Here is a 19,934-nt window from a genome sequence, read left to right as displayed (position 1 = left end):
ACCTCTATTGAAATGACAATGCCAACATTCCTTTTATTCGATGGAATGTTTTAAAGAACTGTACATTTGGCTGACGCTTTCATCGATTTCATCTCTTGACATCCGCAAGGCTTTTTCCGATCTGGCATAGCCGATTTCTAATCGGCCTTCTTCCAGCCCTTTAAAAATCTCATCGGCAAATTCATCCAAAGGAGCTCCGGAATCATGCAGTCCGACACCGCCCAGATCTGTATTGACCGCGGGAGGAGCGACCTCTATGACCTCAACGCCGGCCTCGGAAAGCTGATGTCTTAAACTCATCGTAAAAGAATGGAGAGCGGCTTTTGTCGATGAGTAGATCGGTGCGATCGCCATCGGTGTAAACGCCAGGCCTGATGTCACATTGATGATCGCTGTTTTCCCCGGTTTTTTGGCAAAGTATTGGCTAAAGAGCATGGCCAGGTGGATCGGTGCCTCCATGTTGACGGTGATTTCTTTTTTGTAGTCAGCCCAATTGTCTATGACATCTGCTTTTAAAATGTGGTAGCGCTGCTGTATACCCGCATTATTCACAAGTACGTTTACGCCAGGGTGACGTTCTTTGACCCATTCAAATAATGCCAGTCGTTCCGTTTCATCGGTTACATCGCATATACGCGTGATCAGCTCCGGATATTTTTCCTTTGCTTCTTTCAACTTGCTTTCCCTTCTCCCGCAGACGATGACCGTATTTCCCGATTTCATAAATCGTTCGGCAAAAGCAAAGCCGATTCCTGATGCGCCGCCTGTGATCAGTACTGTGTGTCCCGACAGTTTCATTGAAATCCCTCTTTTCCGTCAAATTTTCAAACAATAAGTTGAACATCTCTTCTGATCCTATACTAGACCCTTCATTTTCCAAAATGCAAGTATTCCGATTAGACGGTATCGTCCGATTCCATTATCATTGAAAACTGAAAGGGGTGGAATAAAATGTATGAAACGACTGTCGAAACGTGCTTTGGAAAGCTGAAAGGCAGAACGGAAAACGGTGTCCGTATCTTTAAAGGCGTACCTTTCGCAAAACCTCCCGTCGGCAAGTTAAGGTTTCGGGAACCGCAGCGAATGGAAGCCTGGGAAGGTGAGCGGGAGGCTTTTCAATTTGGTCCGGTTTGTCCGCAGCCTGACAGGGGGTTGCCTGGTGAGTCAACGGGGGTTGAAAAGTCTGAGGATTGCCTTTATTTAAATGTGTACGCACCTGAAGAGGCGGATGGGGATCTGCCTGTTATGGTGTGGATTCATGGGGGCGCTTTTTATCTCGGAGCTGGCAGTGAACCGTTCTATGACGGGACTCAGCTCGCAAAGCAGGGAAAGGTGATCGTGGTCACCATCAATTATCGCCTCGGTCCGTTCGGTTTTTTGCATCTTTCTGCAATTGAAGATTCCTACACAAGCAACCTTGGCCTCTTGGATCAAATCGCGGCCCTTGAGTGGGTGAAAGAAAATATCGCTTTCTTTGGCGGAGACCGTCATCATATTACGGTATTTGGAGAATCGGCGGGATCGATGAGCATCGCTTCGCTCTTGGCGATGCCGAAAGCAAAGGGGCTTTTTCAACAGGCCATTATGGAAAGCGGGGCGTCCGCAACAATGTCTGAAAAGCTTGCGAAAGCCGCAACAGAAAGATTCTTAACGATTCTCGATATTGATCAACATCATCTGGAGCGCCTTTGCGATGTATCTGATCAAGAACTTCTTCAAGCCGCCGATCAGCTGCGTACTTTAATGGGAGAAAATATTTTTGAATTGATCTTTCAGCCTGCACTTGACGAAAAAACCCTCCCGCTGAAGCCGGAGGCCGCCGTCGCGAAGGGTGCGGCAAAAGGAATCGGTCTATTAATCGGAACAAACCGCGATGAAGGCGCTTTGTTTTTTGCCTCTGATTCGGAACTTTTGCCTGAGAGGAAGATTAATGAGATTTTAGAAGAATACATGGGAAAAGAGGCCGCTGAAGCCGCCGCGCCTCTGTATCCGAGATCATTGAAAGGCCATGTTGATATGATGACAGATCTAGTCTTTTGGCATCCGTCCGTTGTGTTCGCTTCGGCTCAATCACAACATGCATCTGTCTTTATGTACCGGTTTGACTGGCATGCCGATTCGGAGCATCCGCCGTTCAACAAAGCGGTGCACGGCTTAGAGATTCCGTTTGTATTTGGCAATATGGACAGTTTGGAACAGCTGACAGGTACGAAGGCTGGGGAGGAAGCGCATCTGCTTGCTAAACAGATCCAGGCTGCCTGGGTGTCTTTTGCCCGCTCCGGAAATCCGAGCACCGATGATGTCAGCTGGCCTGATTATGATGAAGATTCACGGAAAACGCTGATTTTTGATCAAGAGATCGCGATTGAAAACGACCCGTATTCAGAGAAGAGGAAGCTGTTGACAGCCTCAAACCTGCAGGTTTAGAACAAGCGGCTGACCACAGGTCAGCCGCTTTGGTGGTAGCGTTCGCTTTGAATGGCTTCAAGCGATTTGCCGCGCGTTTCCGGCGCCATACGGAGCCCGATGATCATATGAATGACGAGAAATGCAATCATGACGGCGCCGGCTGTTTTAAAGCCCAATCCCGTAATCATCGCAGGAACGATCAATGAGATGAGCCCGACGCCGATGCGGACGATGAAGAACATAAAGCCTTGCGCGAGCGCCCTGTATTTCGTATGAAAAAGTTCTGCCGCCCACAGCCCGTAAAACGCCTGCGCTCCAAATCCCGCAGAAATGCCCCACAGGCATACGAATAATAAAAGCTCCGTGATGTTCATCGTACCGAAGGTGAGGATGACCCATGCGGCGGTTGCCATGGCTGCTCCTATGCCAAAAAGCGTTTTCCGATTGACTTTATCGCCGAGACGGATAAAGACGAAGTATGTGGACGCCACTGTCAAAATCCATAAAAATGCCTGCAGCAGGTTGGCTTGCGCCGCTGTTAAACCGCCGACCGTCTCATAAATATACGGCATGAAATATCCCATTGTTCCGGCAACAAGGTTCCAAAACGCGTAAATTCCGATAAGGAGAATCATGGCGTGGAGGTTCGCTTTGTTGGTCAACAGCTCTTTGATCGATGCCTTTTCTGCAACTCCTTTTGCTTTGTCTTCAGCTTCTTTTCGCTTTTGCTCCTCCCAGATGGACGATTCGTGAATCTGCTGCTGCAAAATCCACGTGATGACCGCGACAACGAATAATTGCGCAAAAATCAACCGGCTTCCCAGCAAACCGAGCGGTGCCAAGGCAACCGATAGCAGCAGCGTAAGCGCCGGTCCGACCGACCATGCCAGCTGCCCCCAGCCGACGCGTCCGGCGCGTTCGTGATCAGGCGCCTCCTCGGCAATATAAGTCCAAGCAGCCGGAATCGCTGCGCCCACCGCAATTCCCGTCACGATGTAACCGGTTAAAAGCATCGGAAAATTAAACGACACGGCAATCAGCAAAACGCCAAGCATATAGACTAATAGATCGTACTTGTATATGAATTTTCTCCCGTAACGGTCGACTAAAAAACCGCCGAGAAAAGCGCCGATCGCCGCGCCGAAACCATTTGCGCTTAAGGCGCCGAGAAGCCCGACCCGGGCGTCGTCCAACCCTAAATATTCAACCCATAACGAAAGCCCGCCGGCCCCTGCGACGATTGATCCCGCCTCCAAATAGTTGGACATGGCAACCGTGATCGTCGACTTCAAACTGCCTTTTTTTCTCCCTGGCATGATTCGCTCCCCTTTCAAATCAGAATTCTTTTCTGACAGAAGCCGGATTGATGCGTTGAATGCTGGATTTTTCTTTCGTGAGTCACGCGAATATGTAAGCGCTGTCATTTTCTGGTGATACCGACCCTGCATCCGTTCCAGCTTGCATGCTGTTCCGAATGTTTTTCATATAGTATTACTTTATTCCGAAATCAAAAATAAATCAACATATAAATCAGAATATTCCGTCTGAATATTTTTGTTTTTGTTTGAAAATTTTTCTCGAAAAACTGCCATTATATCAATTTTTTATTAAAAAACCGAAACTTTTCCTCTGGAAAAATAGTATATTTAAACTAAGTATATTTTACTATGAGGAGGAGTTTTTAGATGAGTATATTAAGCAGGTTCAAAGACATTATGGCCAGCAATATTAACGCTTTGCTTGATAAAGCGGAGGACCCGGAAAAAATGGTGGATCAGTACGTCAGGAACTTGAACAGCGACTTAAACAAAGTAAAGGCGGAAACGGCGTCTGTCATGGCGGCCGAGCAAAGGGCAAAAAGAGAACTGGCGGATTGCCGGGCGGAAATCGACAAGCTTGAGCGCTATGCAATGAAGGCATTGGAAGCCGGCAGCGAGGCGGATGCCCGAACATTTTTAGAAAAGAAAGCGGTGCTGGAAACGAAGGCGTCCGAATTAGAAACTGCATTACAAACGGTGTCATCCAATGCGCTTCAAATGAAAAAAATGCACGATAAGCTTGTTTCCGATATCGGAGAGCTTGAAGCGCGCCGGGCCGCGATCAAAGCGAAATGGACAGCGGCGAAAACACAGGAAAGAATGAATAAACTCGGTGCATCTGCAGCGAATGCCAACCATTCAATGTCCGCTTTCGGCAGAATGGAAGAAAAGGCCAACCGGGCGCTTGATGAAGCGAATGCGATGGCTGAACTGAACGCCGCTCCTCAAGATGACGTAGAAGACCTGAAAGCTAAATATGACAGCCCCTCTGGTGTGGATGATGCGCTTGCCGCACTGAAAGCAAAAATGGCGGGTCAAAAGTCATAACAATTTGAAATGAATAAAGTGAGAGGTTAAGAGACATGGTGATTTCTTATAAATGTCCGGGCTGCGGGGATGACATGGCCTTTGACGCTGAATCCGGCACGCTGGCCTGCCGGAGCTGCGGGAGACAGGACAAGATTGAAAACATTCCGGAAGAATTAAAAACAGCGAGATTTACTGAAGACGAAGCAACAGAATATCATTGCCAAAACTGCGGCGCTATTTTGATCACTGAAAAAGAAACGACGGCTACCTCCTGCAGCTTTTGCGGGGGAGCGGCTGTGATCCCCGACCGCCTGTCCGGAAACCTTGCCCCGGCAAAGGTCATTCCTTTTACGATCAGCAAAGAGGAAGCGGCAGACGCGTTTCGCAAGTGGTGCAGAAAAGGGCTGTTAACACCAAAGGGCTTTATGTCGGCGGACCGGATTAAAAGCATCACAGGCATGTACGTTCCTTTCTGGATGTACGATTTAAACAGCAAAGTGCAGGTCAGCGCCCGCTGCACAAAGGTACATAGGTATACACAGGGCGACTACATCTATACGAAGACCGAACATTATGATGCGTTTCGCGATATCAATCTCGACTACATCAAAGTCCCGGTGGATGCATCAGAAAAGATGAACGATGAATTGATGGACAAATTGGAGCCTTATCCGTATGATCAGCTGAAAGATTTTAAAACGGCCTATTTGGCAGGCTACATCGCTGAAAAATATAATTACGATGATGAAGAGCTTTTTCCGCGGGCGAAAAGCAAAATCAGCGGCTACATCGAGTCATATATCGATTCCACCTTATCCGGATACAGCTCCGTCGATGTGAAAACGAAACACGTCGATACGCAAAAAATGAAAAGCTTTTATGTGCTTTTGCCCGTCTGGATGGTCAATTACAACTACAAACAAAAGGATTACATTTTTGCGATGAACGGACAAACGGGAAAAGTCGTCGGCAAGCCGCCGATCAGCTCATTTAAAGAAAAGATGTGGTTTAGCGGACTAGCTGTCTCCATATTTGCGGTCTGGAAAATCATCGCTGCTGTGATGGGAGGCGGGGCATGATGAGAAATTTATTGAGAAGCGCAATGATCCTATGTATGATTTTCCTTGTCTTCATCCCTATAGCCTCCGGTGCGGCAGCCTCTGAACAGAAGCGGTATGTTTATGATGAAGCCGGGCTTCTGACCAAACAGGAAATCGAGAAGCTGGAGACGCTGGCAGCTAAATTAGGCGCCGAACGGGAAACCGACTTTATCATTGTGACGACCCATGATACGAATAGCCGCGATGTGAAGAAATTTACTCAGGACTTCTATGACGAAAAAGCGCCCGGCTATCAGAAAAAGCATGGAAATGCAGCCGTGTTAACGGTTGATATGGAGCATAGAGAAGTCTATCTTGCCGGCTTTAAAAAGGCTGAAGAATATTTGAATGACGCCAGACTGGACAAAATTAGAGAAAAAATCACGCCGGATATATCTGACAATCATTATGAGACCGCATTCGAAATGTTTATGAAGGCGGCGTATGATGATATGGAGAAGAAACCATGGGCGGACAGCATCTTTTTTAAGACATGGTTTCAATTGCTTGTGTCAGCAGTCATCGCGGGAATTGCCGTCGCCATTATGAAATACAATTCAGGCGGCAGAGTGACCGTAAGTGCAAACACGTATATGAACGGTGATACTTCCGGAGTGATCAGAAAGAATGACGAGTACATCAGAACGACCGTCACAAAACAAAGAAAACCGTCCAATAATAAAAGCTCAGGCGGCGGAACGACGAGCGGAGGACATTCGCACAGCGGCAGCCGGGGAAGCTTTTAGAAAGGGAAAGGAAGAGCTCAATGGTGTTTTTTAAAAATCAATTTGCAAATGTAGTAGAGTGGGATGAATTTCGCGATGATATGATTTTCTACAAATGGAACAACCGCGAAATCAAAAAGGGGAGCCGGCTGATCATTCGTCCCGGTCAGGATGCCGTCTTTTTAAACAATGGAAAAATTGAAGGCATATTCCAAGATGAAGGCGACTATGATATTGAATCTGAAATTATTCCTTTTTTATCTACTTTAAAAGGTTTTAAATTTGGCTTTAACAGCGGGATGCGCGCCGAAGTCCTGTTTGTCAATACGAAGGAGTTTACCGTCAAATGGGGGACGAAGAATGCCATCAATATCCCGGCTGCAGGACTACCGGGTGGCATGCCGATCAGAGCGAACGGCACATTTAATTTTAAGGTGAATGATTATGTCGCATTAATCGATAAAATTGCCGGTGTGAAAGATCAGTATGTTGTGGAAGATATCAAAATACGGATCACATCTATCCTTGATCAGCTTTTGATGAAGTGGATCACAAAAGAAGGAAAAGATATGTTCAACCTTCAAGCCAACGCCTTTGATATCGCAAAAGGGATCAAGGAAGACCTTGATATGGAGATTGTCAGCGACGGCATGACGGTTACAGGCTTTAACATCATGAGTTTCAATTATCCGAAAGAAATCCAGGACATGATCACGAAGAACGCTTCCCACGGCATGGTTGGCGATCTGAACAGATATCAGCAGATCTCCATGACAGACGGCATGGCGTCAGGAAAGATGACAGGCGGCAGTGCCGCATCCGATATGGCCGGCATGATGATGGGAATGAACGTAGCGAACCAAATGATGAATCAGATGAACCAAAATCAGCAGGCGCAGACACCAACGCCCCAAAGCACGCCGCAGGCAGGGACAAAGCCGAACTTCTGTCCAAACTGTGGAACGAAAACGGGGGAAGCCAACTTCTGTCCGAACTGCGGGCAGAAACTTGTGTAAGCTGGTATCTTCTTTGTGAATGCATGAATACCAGACCGGCATGATTGCCGGCAGACCAAGCTGGAAAACAAATGGAGCAGAAGCTGATCCTGTTTCACAAGTCGGATCAATTGCATGATCAGAACGCCCGCCGTATTCTATATATAACAATGTGAGTGCCGGGTGAAAAGAATACGGCATACATCAATCAACGATGTACAGAATAATTAAAGGAAACAATGTGGAGGAAAAGCGACATGGAATTAGGCATCAGCACCTTTGTAGAAACGACCCCTGATATCAAAACCGGAAAAGCCATCAGCCATGCAGAGCGGCTGCGCGAAGTAGTGGAGGAGATCGTCCTTGCCGATCAGGTGGGCTTGGATGTATTCGGAGTTGGAGAGCATCATCGTCAAGATTACGCAGCTTCTTCTCCTGCCGTCGTCCTGGCCGCAGCGGCTGCACAGACGAAGCGCATCAGATTAACGAGCGCGGTCACCGTGCTGTCGTCGGCTGATCCCGTCCGTGTTTTTCAGGATTTTGCGACGCTCGACGGGATTTCAAACGGCAGGGCGGAAATCATGGCGGGCCGAGGGTCTTTCATCGAATCCTTTCCGCTGTTTGGATATGATTTAGATGATTATAATGAGCTCTTTGAAGAAAAGCTTGATCTGCTGCTCGAGCTGCAAAAGTCGGAAAGGGTCACATGGAGCGGCAAACATCGTCCGGCTATTCAAAATACAGGCGTGTACCCGCGCCCTGTTCAGAATCCGCTGCCTGTATGGATCGGAAGCGGCGGAAACCAGGAATCCGTCGTGCGCGCCGGCCTGCTCGGCCTGCCGCTGGTTCTCGCGATTATCGGGGGGAGTCCGCAGCATTTCGCCCCGCTTGTTGAGCTTTATTACAAAGCGGCGGAACATGCAGGGCATGATGCCTCAAAGCTGACAGTCGCTTCCCATTCCCACGGCTTTATTGCGGAGGATACCGAGACGGCCGCCGATCTGTTTTTCCCTTCCACCCAGCAGGCTATGAATACACTTGCGAGGGAGCGGGGCTGGGGGCCGTACAGCCGGTCGAGCTTCGATGCAGCCAGAAGCTTTGAAGGGGCGCTCTATGTAGGCGATCCCGAGACGGTGGCGGAAAAAATTATTCACCTGCGCAAGAATGTCGGGATCACCCGCTTTTTGCTTCACGTTCCGGTCGGTTCGATGCCGCACGAAGATGTCATGAAGGCGATTGAACTTTTTGGAACAAAAACGGCGCCGCTCGTCAGGGAAGAAGTATCCCGCTGGGAGGCAACCGAAAGATCATAATTATAAAAGGCCCGCGCTTTCTTTGCGCGGGCCTTTTATTTCATATAATGCTTTTTGAAATCCGGATGAATCGAAAATTTTCGGCGCAAATGGATCAGGTTTTCGCCGAAACTTTCCTCCAATACCTCTCTGTGCTTCTTCATGATTTCCATCAGATACAGATCATGAATCATCACTTCGGTAATCGGCATCACCAAGCCTACATGCATCGTCCAGGCTGCGCGGCTGTCTTTCCCGTGCGAGACAATGCCGGCCACGACTTCCGAATCGTCGACGCTGAATACAAGCCAGCGTCCGTCGTACTCTTCTGTAATTTGCGTGCTGCTGTCATGGAGATAGACATTGGCGAAATCAGCTTCAATGTCGCCGTACGCAATGATGGTGACGATGACGCCTTTTTTTGCGGCCTGCTTGAGTTCCGGCTCCAATTCAGGAAAATCCTCTTTCCAAATTTCGAGGAGAATCCTTTTTCCGGCTGATGATATACAAGCCTTTACTTTATCGATAATCTCGCTTCGTCCGGTGATGTTCCAAATATTTTCCCGGTCATTTGCAGTGCGCTCAAACTTCTCGAAATATTTTTCTGCCTGTTCAAAAGTCTCTTCCGCTTTCAGCCGCCGGTTTTTAATCAGTTCCTTGGCGGGAACGGGGATGTACTGCGGTGTGCCGCCGTAGCTGACAAAGATATCGCCGCGGATCACGAGGCTCTCCAGCACTTCGTATATTTTCGACCGGGGAACACCCGATTTTTTTGCCACCGCATAGCCTGTCAGCGGCGATTCTTCCAAAAGCGCCAAGTATGCTTTCGACTCATACTCGGTGAAATTCAGGTTTTTCAGTACGTCTAATATGTTTTCCTTCATAAGCCCTCCAGCTTCAACAAGAGTCGCTACCTTTGTCACTCATATTTTGCTGGATGTATTGATTTATTTCAAGTCCGCTGATACACTTTTTAATAAGTGGTTACTAAAGTAGTCACTATATAAAACCAGTATGGGGGGAGACATCTGATGGATAGCCTGCTGTCATACATATCGATTGCCGCCATGATGGTGGTGATACCAGGAGCAGATACGATGCTTGTGGTGAAAAACACGCTTCGCTACGGGCCGAACGCCGGGCGCTGCAATGTTCTCGGTTTGGCGACAGGGCTTTCTTTCTGGACGCTGATTGCCGTTCTCGGCTTAGCGGTGGTGATTGCGAAATCGGTGATTCTGTTCAATACGATCAAATACTTGGGGGCGGCCTATTTAATATATTTAGGCATTAAAAGCTTTTTCGCGAAAAAAATGTTTTCTTTGGAGGACATACAAGCCGAGAAGAACAAAACCGAAAACGCATCAAGCCGGCATTATAAGGATTCGTTTATGCAAGGATTGTTCAGCAACGTTCTCAATCCGAAAACTGTTTTGGTTTATATCACGATTATGCCTCAATTTATTAATTTAAGAGAAAGCGTCAACCAGCAGTTGATCATCCTCGCTTTAATCCTTACCTTTCTTGCTGTGTTTTGGTTCCTCATCCTCGTATATTTGATCGATTTCGCAAAAAAATGGCTGAGAAGCGTGAAATTCCAGAAGGTCTTTCAAAAAGCCGCGGGGCTGGTGCTTGTCGGGTTCGGCGTTAAAACGGGTTTGGATTGATATCGGTGAAGGAGTGAGTTTTGACTCGCTCTTTTTTTGTTTATTTGTCAACAATTATAGGGTGGAATAAGTGAGATAAAACAGATGTCTATGGTTATTCGTTGACATTTTGACAACGGTTCTATATATTTATACCGACTTGGCCTTTTGGCTGATAGATTGATACATTTTTAGTGTGAGAGGAGAAAGGCTCGTGGATGAACAAAAGAAAAATCAGCTGGGGGCGCTGCTGAAAGAGCATTTGCGAAAAAGATCATTATCTTTAAGAGAATTGAGCGAACGCACTCAAATCGATAAAGCGACCATCTCAAGAATCATCAATGGCAAAAGAAAAGCAAACCTGAACCATTTGCAAAGGTTTTCAGAAAGTCTCGGCGTTTCTTTTGATGAGATGATGACAGCGGCCGGCTATGCGATCGAGAAGACGAGGGAAAGCGAACGTCAGGATATTCACTCGTCAGTTGCCGAAATTGAAGATGTTTTGCAAACCTCAAATGTCTATGATCGGTCCTTTACCACGGAAGAACTGAAAAACAAATTGAATGAGTACGAACAATATTCCCAGACGGAAGAAGGAAAGCGTACCATTCTGGCTGAGTTTGAATCCAAAGTCGAGAAAGTCGCCGGCATTGGTCCTTTTCTGACCCGTTTGCACGACATGTACAGCCGATTTACCTCAGGGCGGGGGACGCCGCGTGAATTGCTGCTGATGGGCGGCGCTTTGCTGTATTTCATCGTTTCTGTTGATGTCATACCGGATTATATTTTTCCAATCGGCTATATTGATGATGCCGCAGCGGTTCAATTCGTTTTCAACCAGCTGTCACATAAATCATGATGGAGCATGTTACAGATGAAAAGAAAGCCTATCAACATTGACGTCAGCCTTCTGCTCATTCTATTTTGTTTGTTTATCATTAGTCTGCTGGCCGTTTACAGCGGGTCCGGCCAGTATGAAACACAGGACCCTTTTTATTTTGCGAAACGGCAGGTTTTTTGGTATCTTGTCGGGTTTGGCGTCATGGCGGGAACGGCCTACATCGACTATGAGCTGCTAGAACGATTGGCGCTTCGTTTATTTGCGGGAGCCGTTTTTCTTCTGATTCTCGTTCATTTTTTTGGAACTTATAAAAATGGTTCACAAAGGTGGATCAGCTTCGGAGTCATCGAAATCCAGCCTTCAGAATTTATGAAGATCATTTTGATTCTTCTGTTGGCTTCGATACTCAACCAATTTCAGCATAAAAGGTTCTCCTTCACGGAGAGCATCATACCGACGGGGAAAATCATGGTGTACACGGTGATTCCGTTTTTCTTCATATTGGTACAGCCTGATTTAGGGTCCGCATTGGTGATTTTGTCGATCGCATTCACGTTGATGCTTGTCTCGGGGATTTCGGGGAGAATGATCATGTCCTTGTCGCTTGGATTCATGGGATTGGTCGCCTTTTTGACGTATTTGCACAATCATTACTTTGAGATTTTTTCAAAGATAATTAAGCCTCACCAGCTTGACCGGATATACGGCTGGCTCAGTCCTCATGAACATGCTTCTACATATGGATACCAGCTGACGCAGGCGTTATTGGGGATCGGATCGGGCCAGATGTCAGGAAGCGGCTTTACTCATGGAACCCAAGTGCAGGGAGGGAAGATTCCGGAGGCTCATACCGATTTTATTTTCGCCGTGATTGGTGAAGAATTCGGCTTTTTGGGTGCCGTCACATTAGTCTGTCTCTATTTTCTGATGATCTACAGAATCATCAGGATCGCGATCTCGTCCAACAGTCTGTTCGGTCTTTATATATGTGCGGGGGTTGCGGGGTTGATTGTATTCCAAGTGTTCCAAAATATCGGGATGACGATCGGGTTAATGCCGATCACAGGGCTCGCTCTTCCGTTTATCAGCTATGGCGGCAGCGCGCTGCTGACCAACATGATCGCCTTAGGTCTCGTTTTCAGTGTGAATATCAGATCTAAACATTACATGTTTGGGAATGACTGGGGATGAAGGTGCACAAAATGATTCTTTCCCATCTAAAGAAACTGGATTATGTATTGATTGCTTCGGTTCTGTTTTTATCCTCGTTTGGCTTGCTGATGGTATACAGTGCCGGCTACCCCCTCGGATATATGAAGTATCATGATGGCAGCTATTTTTTTATGAAGCAGCTGCAGTGGCTGCTCATCGGTTTGACCTTTTTTTCGGCTGCCGTCTTTTTCCCTTACAAAGCTTACAGCAAACTCATCCGTTTTTTGGTGAAGCTTTCTTTTTTGCTGCTGATTCTCGTTTTGCTGCCGGGAATCGGGATGGAGAAAAACAATTCTCAAAGGTGGATTCAACTCGGTTCGCTCATGATCCAGCCGTCCGAGGCTGTGAAGCTTGTGATGGTTATTTATTTCGCCTATGTGTATGCAAAAAAGCAGAGATACATCGCCGATTTTGGAAAGGGCGTCATGCCGCCGCTGATCATTTTGGCCGCTGTGTTTTTTTTGATTTTAAAACAGCCCGACTTGGGCACCGCTGTTTCGATCCTGTTAAGCTGCGGAGCGGTTCTGTTGTGCGCCGGCCTTAGAATACGGCACTTGCTGCTTCTCGGAACAATGGCAGGGGCGGGCATCGCATATTTTGCTATGACAGCGTCGTACCGGTTAAAAAGGCTGACATCGTTCAGCGATCCTTTTCAAAATGAAAACGGAGACGGCTACCAGTTGATCAATTCCTACCTTGCCATTGATTCGGGCGGGGTATGGGGGAATGGATTGGGGAACAGCGTTCAAAAGCTGGGGTTTCTTCCTGAAGCCCATACGGATTTTATCATGGCGGTCATCAGTGAAGAACTCGGCGGTGTCGGGCTGTTGATGATCATCGGGGCCTACCTGTTGATCATGTTCAGAGGTGTTAAGATCGCTGCGCAAATCGATGATCCGTTTGGAAAGCTGCTGGCGGTCGGCATTACATTCCAGATCATGATTCAGGCATTATTTAACCTGGGCGCTGTTTTCGGCCTTCTTCCCATTACCGGAATTCCTCTTCCGTTTGTCAGCTACGGAGGATCTTCGTTAATGTTCATGCTGACGTCAGCCGGGATATTGGTCAACCTCTCCTCACATGTGAAGCGGGGAGTAAAAAAAGAGGGGCCTTTCTGATGTAGAAAGGCCTTTTCCCGATTTTGAAGTTACGATTGACCAGATGATCCTGTCATCAGGAATTTATCTTCTCATATCGCATTTGACCGTGACTCCATTTTTATATAAACGCATCCATATTGATAAATAAAGGAAATCGTGATATATTCAAGGTGTGAAACAGAATAATCTTTAGATGAATGCGTAAACTGAAAAAAACCGGAAGATGCGGCAACATCTCCCGGAAGCAACAGAGAGGCTCCGTAAAAAGGAGTCGGCTCTATTTTTAGATCCCAATTAAAAAGTAAGATCGTCTTGGTGTGGGAATCAAGGGCGATCTTACTTTTTTTTGTCGTTCGATGACAGAATTGCCACGACAAGAATGCCGAAAGAGACCATAAGTTGCAACGCCTCTGATACTGTCACATGCTCACCCCCTTTCTCTCCAAGAGATGGAGGGTGAGCCGACCGCCCTTATATAGAACCGAACTGTTGCTACCCCTTATTATACCAAAAAGAAGAGGCGTTTCCATAAATGCCCTTTGTCAAGTGAATTTGAAAAAACGCAGTTTTTTAAATTTTTGTGGTCAAATACCGCTTTTTAGCCAAAAAACCCTGAAAATTTTTCCGTGCAAAAAAGGCCGGTTCATGAAACCCGGCCTTTTTTGATATGTCTCATTTGTTCATTTATGCGGGACGCGCGGCAAAAATTTGAAAGGTAACGCCGAACGGATCGGTGACAATGCCGTAAGCGGGACTGAAATAAGTCTCCTTCAGCTCAAGCTTGACCTCGCCCCGCTCGCTCAGCTTGCCAAACAGCCGCTTGGCCGAAGAAACGTCAGCTGCCGTTACGCAAATGGACAATTGGTTTCCACTTTGGAAAGGCAGTTCAGGAATGATGTCGGCGATCATCATGACGGCGTCGCCGATTGTCAAAACGGCGTGTGCGATGAAAGCCAATTCGCCATCCTTAAAATTCGCCGCCTCATCTGCGGGGCCTTCGCCAATCGTCTGACTGAACTTTACTTCAGCCTCGAGTACATCACGATAATAATCAATCGCTTCCTTTGCTCTTCCATTCATCAGGATGTAAGGTGTAAATTGCGTTTTCATAGAGCGAACATCTCCTTTTTTTGTTGATCTAAGAAGATTGTATATTATAATGGTGACAACTTATGTCATGGTTAAAAAATGATTGGAGGTTTTCATGTCTAAAGCGAAACGATTGAATGAAATGATCATGATGGTAAACCGGAAAAAACGATTTACGGTCGGGGAGCTGGCGCAGGAATTCGGCGTTTCCAAGAGAACGGTTTTAAGGGATTTGCAAGAGCTCAGCGAAATGGGGGTGCCCCTCTATTCTGAAACCGGCCCCCACGGAGGGTATCAAGTGTTAAATGAAAGGATTCTTCCTCCCATCGCCTTCAGCGAGAACGAAGCGATCGCCATCTTCTTTGCGATCGATGCGCTGAAGCATTATATATCCCTGCCGTTTGACGCTCAGTACGACTCCATCAAAAAGAAATTTTATTTGAACCTTACAGGAGACATCCGGGATGCGATTGACAGTATGAAGGATCGCGTTGCTTTTTATACGCCTTATGAGCAAAAAGACGACATTCCGGTCTTAAAGGTGCTGCTTGAAGCGGCAGTTCAGCAAAAGGTGTTGATCATCGAATATGAAGCAAATGGCGCAGCAAGCAAGAGAAACATTCAGCCGATCGGAATCTATGCCAATCAAGGGAAGTGGTATTGCCCGGCTTACTGTTTTTTAAGACAAGACTACCGCATCTTCAGGTGTGACCGGATTAAGCGGGCCGAGCTTGATGAACATACGGCCCCGCTTGATTTGACCGGTCTTAATTTAAAGAACCGTTTTTCAGCTGTGTCCCGGCCAAGGGAGACATTGGAATTATCAGCGGAGCTGACAAAAAAAGGAGTAGAACGGCACGGTTCACTCAAATGGCCACACCTTGAGCTGGATGTAAAAGAAGACGGGTCCGGCGTGCTGAAAGGAGAGATCGCGCCGAAGGATATTGATTTTTTTGCGGATTATTTCATTTCATTCGGCCGGGAAGCAATTATTCAGAAGCCTTCCGAATTAATCGAAAGGATGAAGCGGACATTATCCGACATGCTGAAACAATACGGCTAAAATGAAGACTCCGGTCAGACTGATCACGAAGACCCCAGCCTGCGTTTTTCCTGCATTGACAGCCCCTCAAAAAAAGCGTGAAGACGCACGTCTCATTCATCATTCCGTTAACGACACTCTCAGGAATTGAGAGTGTCTTATTTTTGCCGTCAGAAGAAATTTTTACCCAAAAAAGTTGACGGGGGATTTAAAAGTGGGTATCATTACAAATATGAAATAAATATTACATTTGTGTTACAAAAGAAAATGATATGTTACGAGTTTAAAAGAAGATTGACAAAGGAGCATGCTTATGAAAAAAGCGATGGCTATTTTAGGATTCCTTGTACTCACAGCATCGCTGCTATTCATCATCAATAAAGGAACATCTCAAATAAACGCTTCACAAAATAGAAAAGCCGCGATTCACACGGAATATTACAAAGACATCAGTTCGCTTTCTTTTCCGGTATTCAGCGATTTGAAGGAAGAAGATGCCCAGCTGGCCAACGAAGCGGTAAAACATCATTTAAAAAACTCTTATAAAGAATTTCAAAAAATCGTTAAAGATGCCGAAAAGAAGGATAAGGACGAGGAGAACGTCTATGAAACGTCCTACAAAGTCAAATACAACGAGGAAGGCAAACTGAGCTTTTTAATCTATGACTATCAGTTCTCCGGCGGCGCGCACGGCATGTACACCGCTACATCCTACAACTTTGACTTTGACAAGCGCAAACAAGTCGTGCTGACTGACGTATTAAACAATCAGGCAAAAATCGAAAAAGCAAAAAACTATATTTTCAGCTATATCAACGAACATCCGGAACAGTTTTATTCTGATCTTAAAAAGAGCGATATCCGCTTGGATGAACACACGGCTTTCTATTATACAAGCAGCGGAATTTCAATTGTATTTCAGCAGTATGATATCGCCCCGTATGCGGCCGGAAATCAGGAAATAAAGCTTCCGTCGACGCTTTTATATTAGTCCCGGTATGAGAAACAATATTTGTAATAGAAACAGAGAAAGCAAGTCATGAAACAGGAGAGTGAGCAGCGATGTCTGGCAAACCATCATTTCGATGGGTTAAAATGTTGATTTTTTTAACGATATTAATAGGTTTGGCGGGGTACTCTTACAATAAGGTGTCAAGCAACAGTCAAGAGCCCCCTCAACCAAAAAAAGACGGCGCACAATCCGGCCTCGGCGTCGAATCAATGGTCAGCGACAGCAAACAAGAGCGGTATGCCATCCACTATCCGGTATTTCGCATAAAAGAAATCGATGAACAAATAAAAGATTATGTGAATCAAGAATTGGCCAGTTTTAAAGAGGATAATGCAAAGGCCCAGGCTCAGCATGAAGACGGGCCTTTTGAACTGAACATCAAATATAAGGTTGTCTATTACACAAAAGATGCAGCCAGTGTGGTGCTGAATCAATACATAGAGGCCGGGGGCGTTTCGGGTACAACGTCTGTCAAGACGTTTAACGCCGATTTAAAACAGAAAAAGCTGCTGTCCCTTCAAGACCTGTTCGAAGAAAATTCAGATTTTCTGAACAGGATTTCAAGCATTGCCTATCAGGAATTGAAAAATCGGAATCCGTCTGCCGACACGGCTTCATTAAAAGAAGGGACAAGCCCTCAGGAAGAGCATTTCAGCCGCTTCGCGCTCCTGGAAAACGAAGTCGAATTTTATTTTGAGAAAAAACAAACCGGTCTTGAGCAGTCTGTAAAAATAAAAAAAGAATGGGTAAAAGATATTTTAAAAGACCAATATCAGGATATGAAAAAGAGCCGTCTTCAGGCCAAACGAGAGCAGGAGCCTGTCCCCCTTCCGAAACAGGCGAAAATAAATCCTGATGAAAAAGTGATTGCTCTCACATTTGATGACGGCCCGAATCCCGCTACAACGAATAAAATATTGAATGCTTTACAAAAGCATGAAGGGCATGCGACCTTCTTTGTGCTTGGAAGCAGAGCCCAATATTATCCCGAAACGATAAAACGAATGCTGAAGGAAGGAAACGAAGTCGGCAACCATTCCTGGGACCATCCGTTATTGACAAGGCTGTCAAATGAAAAAGCGTATCAGGAAATTAACGACACGCAAGAAATGATCGAAAAAATCAGCGGACACCAGCCGGCACACTTGCGCCCTCCATATGGCGGAATCAATGATTCCGTCCGCTCGCTTTCCAATCTGAAGGTCTCGTTGTGGGATGTTGATCCGGAAGATTGGAAGTACAGAAATAAACAAAAGATTGTCAATCATGTCATGAGTCATGCGGGAGACGGAAAAATCGTCTTAATGCACGATATTTATGCAACGTCCGCAGAAGCGGCGGAAGAGATTATTAAAAAGCTGAAAGCAAAGGGCTATCAATTGGTAACTGTATCTCAGCTTGAAGAAGTGAAGAAGCAGAGAGGATATTGAATAAATGAGAAGAAAGCGCCATATCGGCGCTTTTCTGTTGCAAGAAAATATAGGGAAAACGATATTTGTTAAAAATTCAAAATATTTATACAATAGCATGTGTTTCACTTTGAAAGGGGAGAGGAAAATCATGAAACAACACAAACGGCTTTATGCCCGATTGCTGCCGCTGTTATTTGCGCTCATCTTCTTGCTGCCTCACTCTGCAGCTGCGGCGGCAAATCTTAATGGGACGCTGATGCAATATTTTGAGTGGTACATGCCAAATGACGGCCAACATTGGAAACGCTTACAAAATGACTCGGCATATTTGGCTGAACACGGTATTACTGCCGTCTGGATTCCCCCGGCATATAAGGGAACGAGTCAAGACGATGTAGGCTACGGCGCTTACGATCTGTATGATTTAGGGGAGTTTCATCAAAAAGGGACGGTTCGGACAAAGTACGGCACAAAGGGAGAACTGCAATCTGCGATCAACAGTCTTCATTCCCGGGACATCAACGTTTACGGCGATGTAGTCATCAACCACAAAGGCGGCGCTGATGCGACCGAAGATGTAACGGCTGTTGAAGTCGATCCCGCCGACCGCAACCGCGTAACATCAGGAGAACAGCGAATCAAAGCGTGGACACATTTTCAATTCCCGGGGCGCGGCAGCACATACAGCGATTTCAAATGGCATTGGTACCATTTTGACGGAACCGATTGGGACGAGTCCCGAAAGCTGAACCGCATCTATAAGTTTCAAGGAAAGGCATGGGATTGGGAAGTTTCCAATGAAAACGGCAACTATGATTACTTGATGTATGCCGACATCGATTATGATCATCCTGATGTCACGGCAGAAATAAAGAGATGGGGAACGTGGTATGCCAATGAGCTGCAATTGGACGGATTCCGCCTTGATGCCGTCAAACACATTAAATTTTCTTTTTTGCGGGATTGGGTCAATCATGTCAGGGAAAAAACAGGAAAGGAAATGTTTACGGTAGCCGAATATTGGCAGAATGACTTAGGTGCGCTGGAAAACTATTTGAACAAAACAAACTTTAATCATTCAGTGTTTGACGTGCCGCTTCATTACCAGTTCCATGCTGCATCGACACAGGGAGGCGGCTATGATATGAGGAAATTGCTGAACGGAACAGTCGTTTCCAAGCATCCTGTGAAAGCGGTTACGTTTGTTGATAACCATGATACACAGCCGGGGCAATCGCTTGAGTCGACTGTCCAAACATGGTTTAAGCCGCTGGCTTACGCTTTTATTTTGACAAGAGAAGCAGGCTACCCGCAGATTTTCTACGGGGATATGTACGGGACGAAAGGAGCCTCGCAGCGCGAAATTCCTGCCCTGAAACACAAAATCGAACCGATCTTAAAAGCGAGAATACAATATGCGTACGGAGCACAGCATGATTATTTCGATCATCATGACATTGTCGGCTGGACGAGGGAAGGCGACAGCTCGGTTGCAAATTCTGGTTTGGCGGCGTTAATAACAGACGGACCCGGCGGGACAAAGCGAATGTATGTCGGCCGGCAAAACGCCGGTGAGACATGGCATGACATCACCGGAAACCGTTCCGATTCTGTTGTCATCAATGCAGAAGGCTGGGGAGAGTTTCACGTAAACGGCGGATCGGTTTCGATCTATGTTCAAAGATAGAAGAAAAGAGTGATAGGACGGATTTCC

General features: G+C 46.3%; 19 protein-coding genes. 14 read left to right on the top strand and 5 right to left on the bottom strand.

Going from position 1 to position 19,934, the window contains the following annotated elements; all coding sequences use genetic code 11:
• Window positions 1-33 precede the first annotated feature (33 nt).
• Window positions 34-798, bottom strand: coding sequence for an SDR family oxidoreductase (locus tag M1E06_RS18335; protein WP_035337097.1), 765 nt, complete (start codon window positions 796-798; stop codon window positions 34-36).
• A 153-nt stretch (window positions 799-951) separates the two neighbouring features.
• Between M1E06_RS18335 and M1E06_RS18330 the strand changes: the two genes are divergently transcribed.
• On the top strand, window positions 952-2,427 hold the full coding sequence (locus M1E06_RS18330) for a carboxylesterase/lipase family protein (RefSeq protein ID WP_035337094.1): 1,476 nt from the start codon (window positions 952-954) through the stop codon (window positions 2,425-2,427).
• 20 nt (window positions 2,428-2,447) lie between these two features.
• Here the strand turns inward: M1E06_RS18330 and M1E06_RS18325 are convergent, their stop codons facing one another.
• The gene (locus tag M1E06_RS18325) at window positions 2,448-3,725 is read right to left on the bottom strand and encodes an MFS transporter (protein ID WP_020450380.1); all 1,278 of its coding nucleotides are present in this window, start codon (window positions 3,723-3,725) and stop codon (window positions 2,448-2,450) included.
• Window positions 3,726-4,094: 369 nt separating this feature from the next.
• Between M1E06_RS18325 and M1E06_RS18320 the strand changes: the two genes are divergently transcribed.
• From M1E06_RS18320 to M1E06_RS18300, 5 genes are all read left to right on the top strand, one after another.
• Window positions 4,095-4,775, top strand: coding sequence for a PspA/IM30 family protein (locus M1E06_RS18320; RefSeq protein ID WP_035337092.1), 681 nt, complete (start codon window positions 4,095-4,097; stop codon window positions 4,773-4,775).
• Window positions 4,776-4,810: 35 nt separating this feature from the next.
• Complete coding sequence (locus tag M1E06_RS18315) at window positions 4,811-5,836, top strand: TFIIB-type zinc ribbon-containing protein (protein WP_020450382.1); 1,026 nt, start codon at window positions 4,811-4,813, stop codon at window positions 5,834-5,836.
• Window positions 5,836-6,603, top strand: coding sequence for a TPM domain-containing protein (locus M1E06_RS18310; protein WP_025811966.1), 768 nt, complete (start codon window positions 5,836-5,838; stop codon window positions 6,601-6,603). Before M1E06_RS18315 ends, M1E06_RS18310 begins: the two co-directional genes overlap by 1 nt.
• 20 nt (window positions 6,604-6,623) lie before the next feature.
• A complete protein-coding gene (locus M1E06_RS18305) occupies window positions 6,624-7,598 on the top strand; it encodes an SPFH domain-containing protein (protein ID WP_020450384.1) in 975 nt (324 codons plus the stop codon).
• A gap of 236 nt (window positions 7,599-7,834) precedes the next feature.
• Window positions 7,835-8,890 carry an LLM class flavin-dependent oxidoreductase gene (locus M1E06_RS18300; protein WP_020450385.1) on the top strand — a complete coding sequence of 352 codons (1,056 nt, stop codon included), beginning with the start codon at window positions 7,835-7,837 and terminating at the stop codon, window positions 8,888-8,890.
• 35 nt (window positions 8,891-8,925) lie between these two features.
• On the opposite strand, the gene M1E06_RS18295 is transcribed toward M1E06_RS18300, so the two are convergent.
• The gene (locus tag M1E06_RS18295) at window positions 8,926-9,753 is read right to left on the bottom strand and encodes a TrmB family transcriptional regulator (protein WP_020450386.1); all 828 of its coding nucleotides are present in this window, start codon (window positions 9,751-9,753) and stop codon (window positions 8,926-8,928) included.
• A gap of 147 nt (window positions 9,754-9,900) precedes the next feature.
• Here M1E06_RS18295 and M1E06_RS18290 point away from each other — a divergent pair, with 147 nt between their 5' ends.
• The 4 genes from M1E06_RS18290 (at window position 9,901) to ftsW (ending at window position 13,683) form a co-directional block, all read left to right on the top strand.
• The gene (locus M1E06_RS18290; RefSeq protein ID WP_020450387.1) at window positions 9,901-10,533 is read left to right on the top strand and encodes a homoserine/threonine efflux transporter; all 633 of its coding nucleotides are present in this window, start codon (window positions 9,901-9,903) and stop codon (window positions 10,531-10,533) included.
• 193 nt (window positions 10,534-10,726) lie between these two features.
• Window positions 10,727-11,371 (top strand): helix-turn-helix domain-containing protein, encoded by a 645-nt coding sequence (locus M1E06_RS18285; protein ID WP_020450388.1) that lies wholly within the window; start codon window positions 10,727-10,729, stop codon window positions 11,369-11,371.
• A 15-nt stretch (window positions 11,372-11,386) separates the two neighbouring features.
• Complete coding sequence (gene rodA / locus M1E06_RS18280) at window positions 11,387-12,544, top strand: rod shape-determining protein RodA (RefSeq protein ID WP_020450389.1); 1,158 nt, start codon at window positions 11,387-11,389, stop codon at window positions 12,542-12,544.
• On the top strand, window positions 12,541-13,683 hold the full coding sequence (ftsW, locus tag M1E06_RS18275; RefSeq protein ID WP_035337089.1) for a putative lipid II flippase FtsW: 1,143 nt from the start codon (window positions 12,541-12,543) through the stop codon (window positions 13,681-13,683). Before rodA ends, ftsW begins: the two co-directional genes overlap by 4 nt.
• 318 nt (window positions 13,684-14,001) lie before the next feature.
• Here the strand turns inward: ftsW and M1E06_RS18270 are convergent, their stop codons facing one another.
• Complete coding sequence (locus tag M1E06_RS18270; protein WP_219192634.1) at window positions 14,002-14,061, bottom strand: hypothetical protein; 60 nt, start codon at window positions 14,059-14,061, stop codon at window positions 14,002-14,004.
• 288 nt (window positions 14,062-14,349) lie between these two features.
• Complete coding sequence (locus M1E06_RS18265) at window positions 14,350-14,775, bottom strand: VOC family protein (RefSeq protein ID WP_026578960.1); 426 nt, start codon at window positions 14,773-14,775, stop codon at window positions 14,350-14,352.
• Window positions 14,776-14,869: 94 nt separating this feature from the next.
• Here M1E06_RS18265 and M1E06_RS18260 point away from each other — a divergent pair, with 94 nt between their 5' ends.
• The 4 genes from M1E06_RS18260 to amyS all read left to right on the top strand — a co-directional run bounded on the left by M1E06_RS18260 (window position 14,870) and on the right by amyS (window position 19,907).
• Complete coding sequence (locus tag M1E06_RS18260) at window positions 14,870-15,817, top strand: helix-turn-helix transcriptional regulator (RefSeq protein ID WP_023855558.1); 948 nt, start codon at window positions 14,870-14,872, stop codon at window positions 15,815-15,817.
• Between the two features lie 292 nt (window positions 15,818-16,109).
• Window positions 16,110-16,787 (top strand): DUF3298 and DUF4163 domain-containing protein, encoded by a 678-nt coding sequence (locus M1E06_RS18255; RefSeq protein WP_035337087.1) that lies wholly within the window; start codon window positions 16,110-16,112, stop codon window positions 16,785-16,787.
• 71 nt (window positions 16,788-16,858) lie between these two features.
• A complete protein-coding gene (locus M1E06_RS18250) occupies window positions 16,859-18,238 on the top strand; it encodes a polysaccharide deacetylase family protein (protein ID WP_035337085.1) in 1,380 nt (459 codons plus the stop codon).
• 130 nt (window positions 18,239-18,368) lie between these two features.
• The gene (gene amyS / locus M1E06_RS18245) at window positions 18,369-19,907 is read left to right on the top strand and encodes an alpha-amylase (RefSeq protein WP_025811956.1); all 1,539 of its coding nucleotides are present in this window, start codon (window positions 18,369-18,371) and stop codon (window positions 19,905-19,907) included.
• Window positions 19,908-19,934 lie beyond the last annotated feature (27 nt).

The organism is Bacillus sp. AK124 (assembly GCF_053903085.1).
The sequence above is the reverse complement of the archived record's forward strand: the minus strand, read 5'-3'. Positions and strand labels throughout refer to the sequence as shown.

What these genes read in the sequence shown, in the direction of transcription:
- M1E06_RS18265 (WP_026578960.1), bottom strand. Translation starts at nt 14,775, where the DNA reads ATGAAAACGCAATTTACACCTTACATCCTGATGAATGGAAGAGCAAAG.
- M1E06_RS18290 (WP_020450387.1), top strand. Translation starts at nt 9,901, where the DNA reads ATGGATAGCCTGCTGTCATACATATCGATTGCCGCCATGATGGTGGTG.
- M1E06_RS18255 (WP_035337087.1), top strand. Translation starts at nt 16,110, where the DNA reads ATGAAAAAAGCGATGGCTATTTTAGGATTCCTTGTACTCACAGCATCG.
- M1E06_RS18305 (WP_020450384.1), top strand. Translation starts at nt 6,624, where the DNA reads ATGGTGTTTTTTAAAAATCAATTTGCAAATGTAGTAGAGTGGGATGAA.
- M1E06_RS18295 (WP_020450386.1), bottom strand. Translation starts at nt 9,753, where the DNA reads ATGAAGGAAAACATATTAGACGTACTGAAAAACCTGAATTTCACCGAG.
- M1E06_RS18330 (WP_035337094.1), top strand. Translation starts at nt 952, where the DNA reads ATGTATGAAACGACTGTCGAAACGTGCTTTGGAAAGCTGAAAGGCAGA.
- rodA (WP_020450389.1), top strand. Translation starts at nt 11,387, where the DNA reads ATGAAAAGAAAGCCTATCAACATTGACGTCAGCCTTCTGCTCATTCTA.
- amyS (WP_025811956.1), top strand. Translation starts at nt 18,369, where the DNA reads ATGAAACAACACAAACGGCTTTATGCCCGATTGCTGCCGCTGTTATTT.
- M1E06_RS18315 (WP_020450382.1), top strand. Translation starts at nt 4,811, where the DNA reads ATGGTGATTTCTTATAAATGTCCGGGCTGCGGGGATGACATGGCCTTT.
- M1E06_RS18300 (WP_020450385.1), top strand. Translation starts at nt 7,835, where the DNA reads ATGGAATTAGGCATCAGCACCTTTGTAGAAACGACCCCTGATATCAAA.
- M1E06_RS18250 (WP_035337085.1), top strand. Translation starts at nt 16,859, where the DNA reads ATGTCTGGCAAACCATCATTTCGATGGGTTAAAATGTTGATTTTTTTA.
- ftsW (WP_035337089.1), top strand. Translation starts at nt 12,541, where the DNA reads ATGAAGGTGCACAAAATGATTCTTTCCCATCTAAAGAAACTGGATTAT.
- M1E06_RS18325 (WP_020450380.1), bottom strand. Translation starts at nt 3,725, where the DNA reads ATGCCAGGGAGAAAAAAAGGCAGTTTGAAGTCGACGATCACGGTTGCC.
- M1E06_RS18310 (WP_025811966.1), top strand. Translation starts at nt 5,836, where the DNA reads ATGAGAAATTTATTGAGAAGCGCAATGATCCTATGTATGATTTTCCTT.
- M1E06_RS18260 (WP_023855558.1), top strand. Translation starts at nt 14,870, where the DNA reads ATGTCTAAAGCGAAACGATTGAATGAAATGATCATGATGGTAAACCGG.
- M1E06_RS18320 (WP_035337092.1), top strand. Translation starts at nt 4,095, where the DNA reads ATGAGTATATTAAGCAGGTTCAAAGACATTATGGCCAGCAATATTAAC.
- M1E06_RS18335 (WP_035337097.1), bottom strand. Translation starts at nt 798, where the DNA reads ATGAAACTGTCGGGACACACAGTACTGATCACAGGCGGCGCATCAGGA.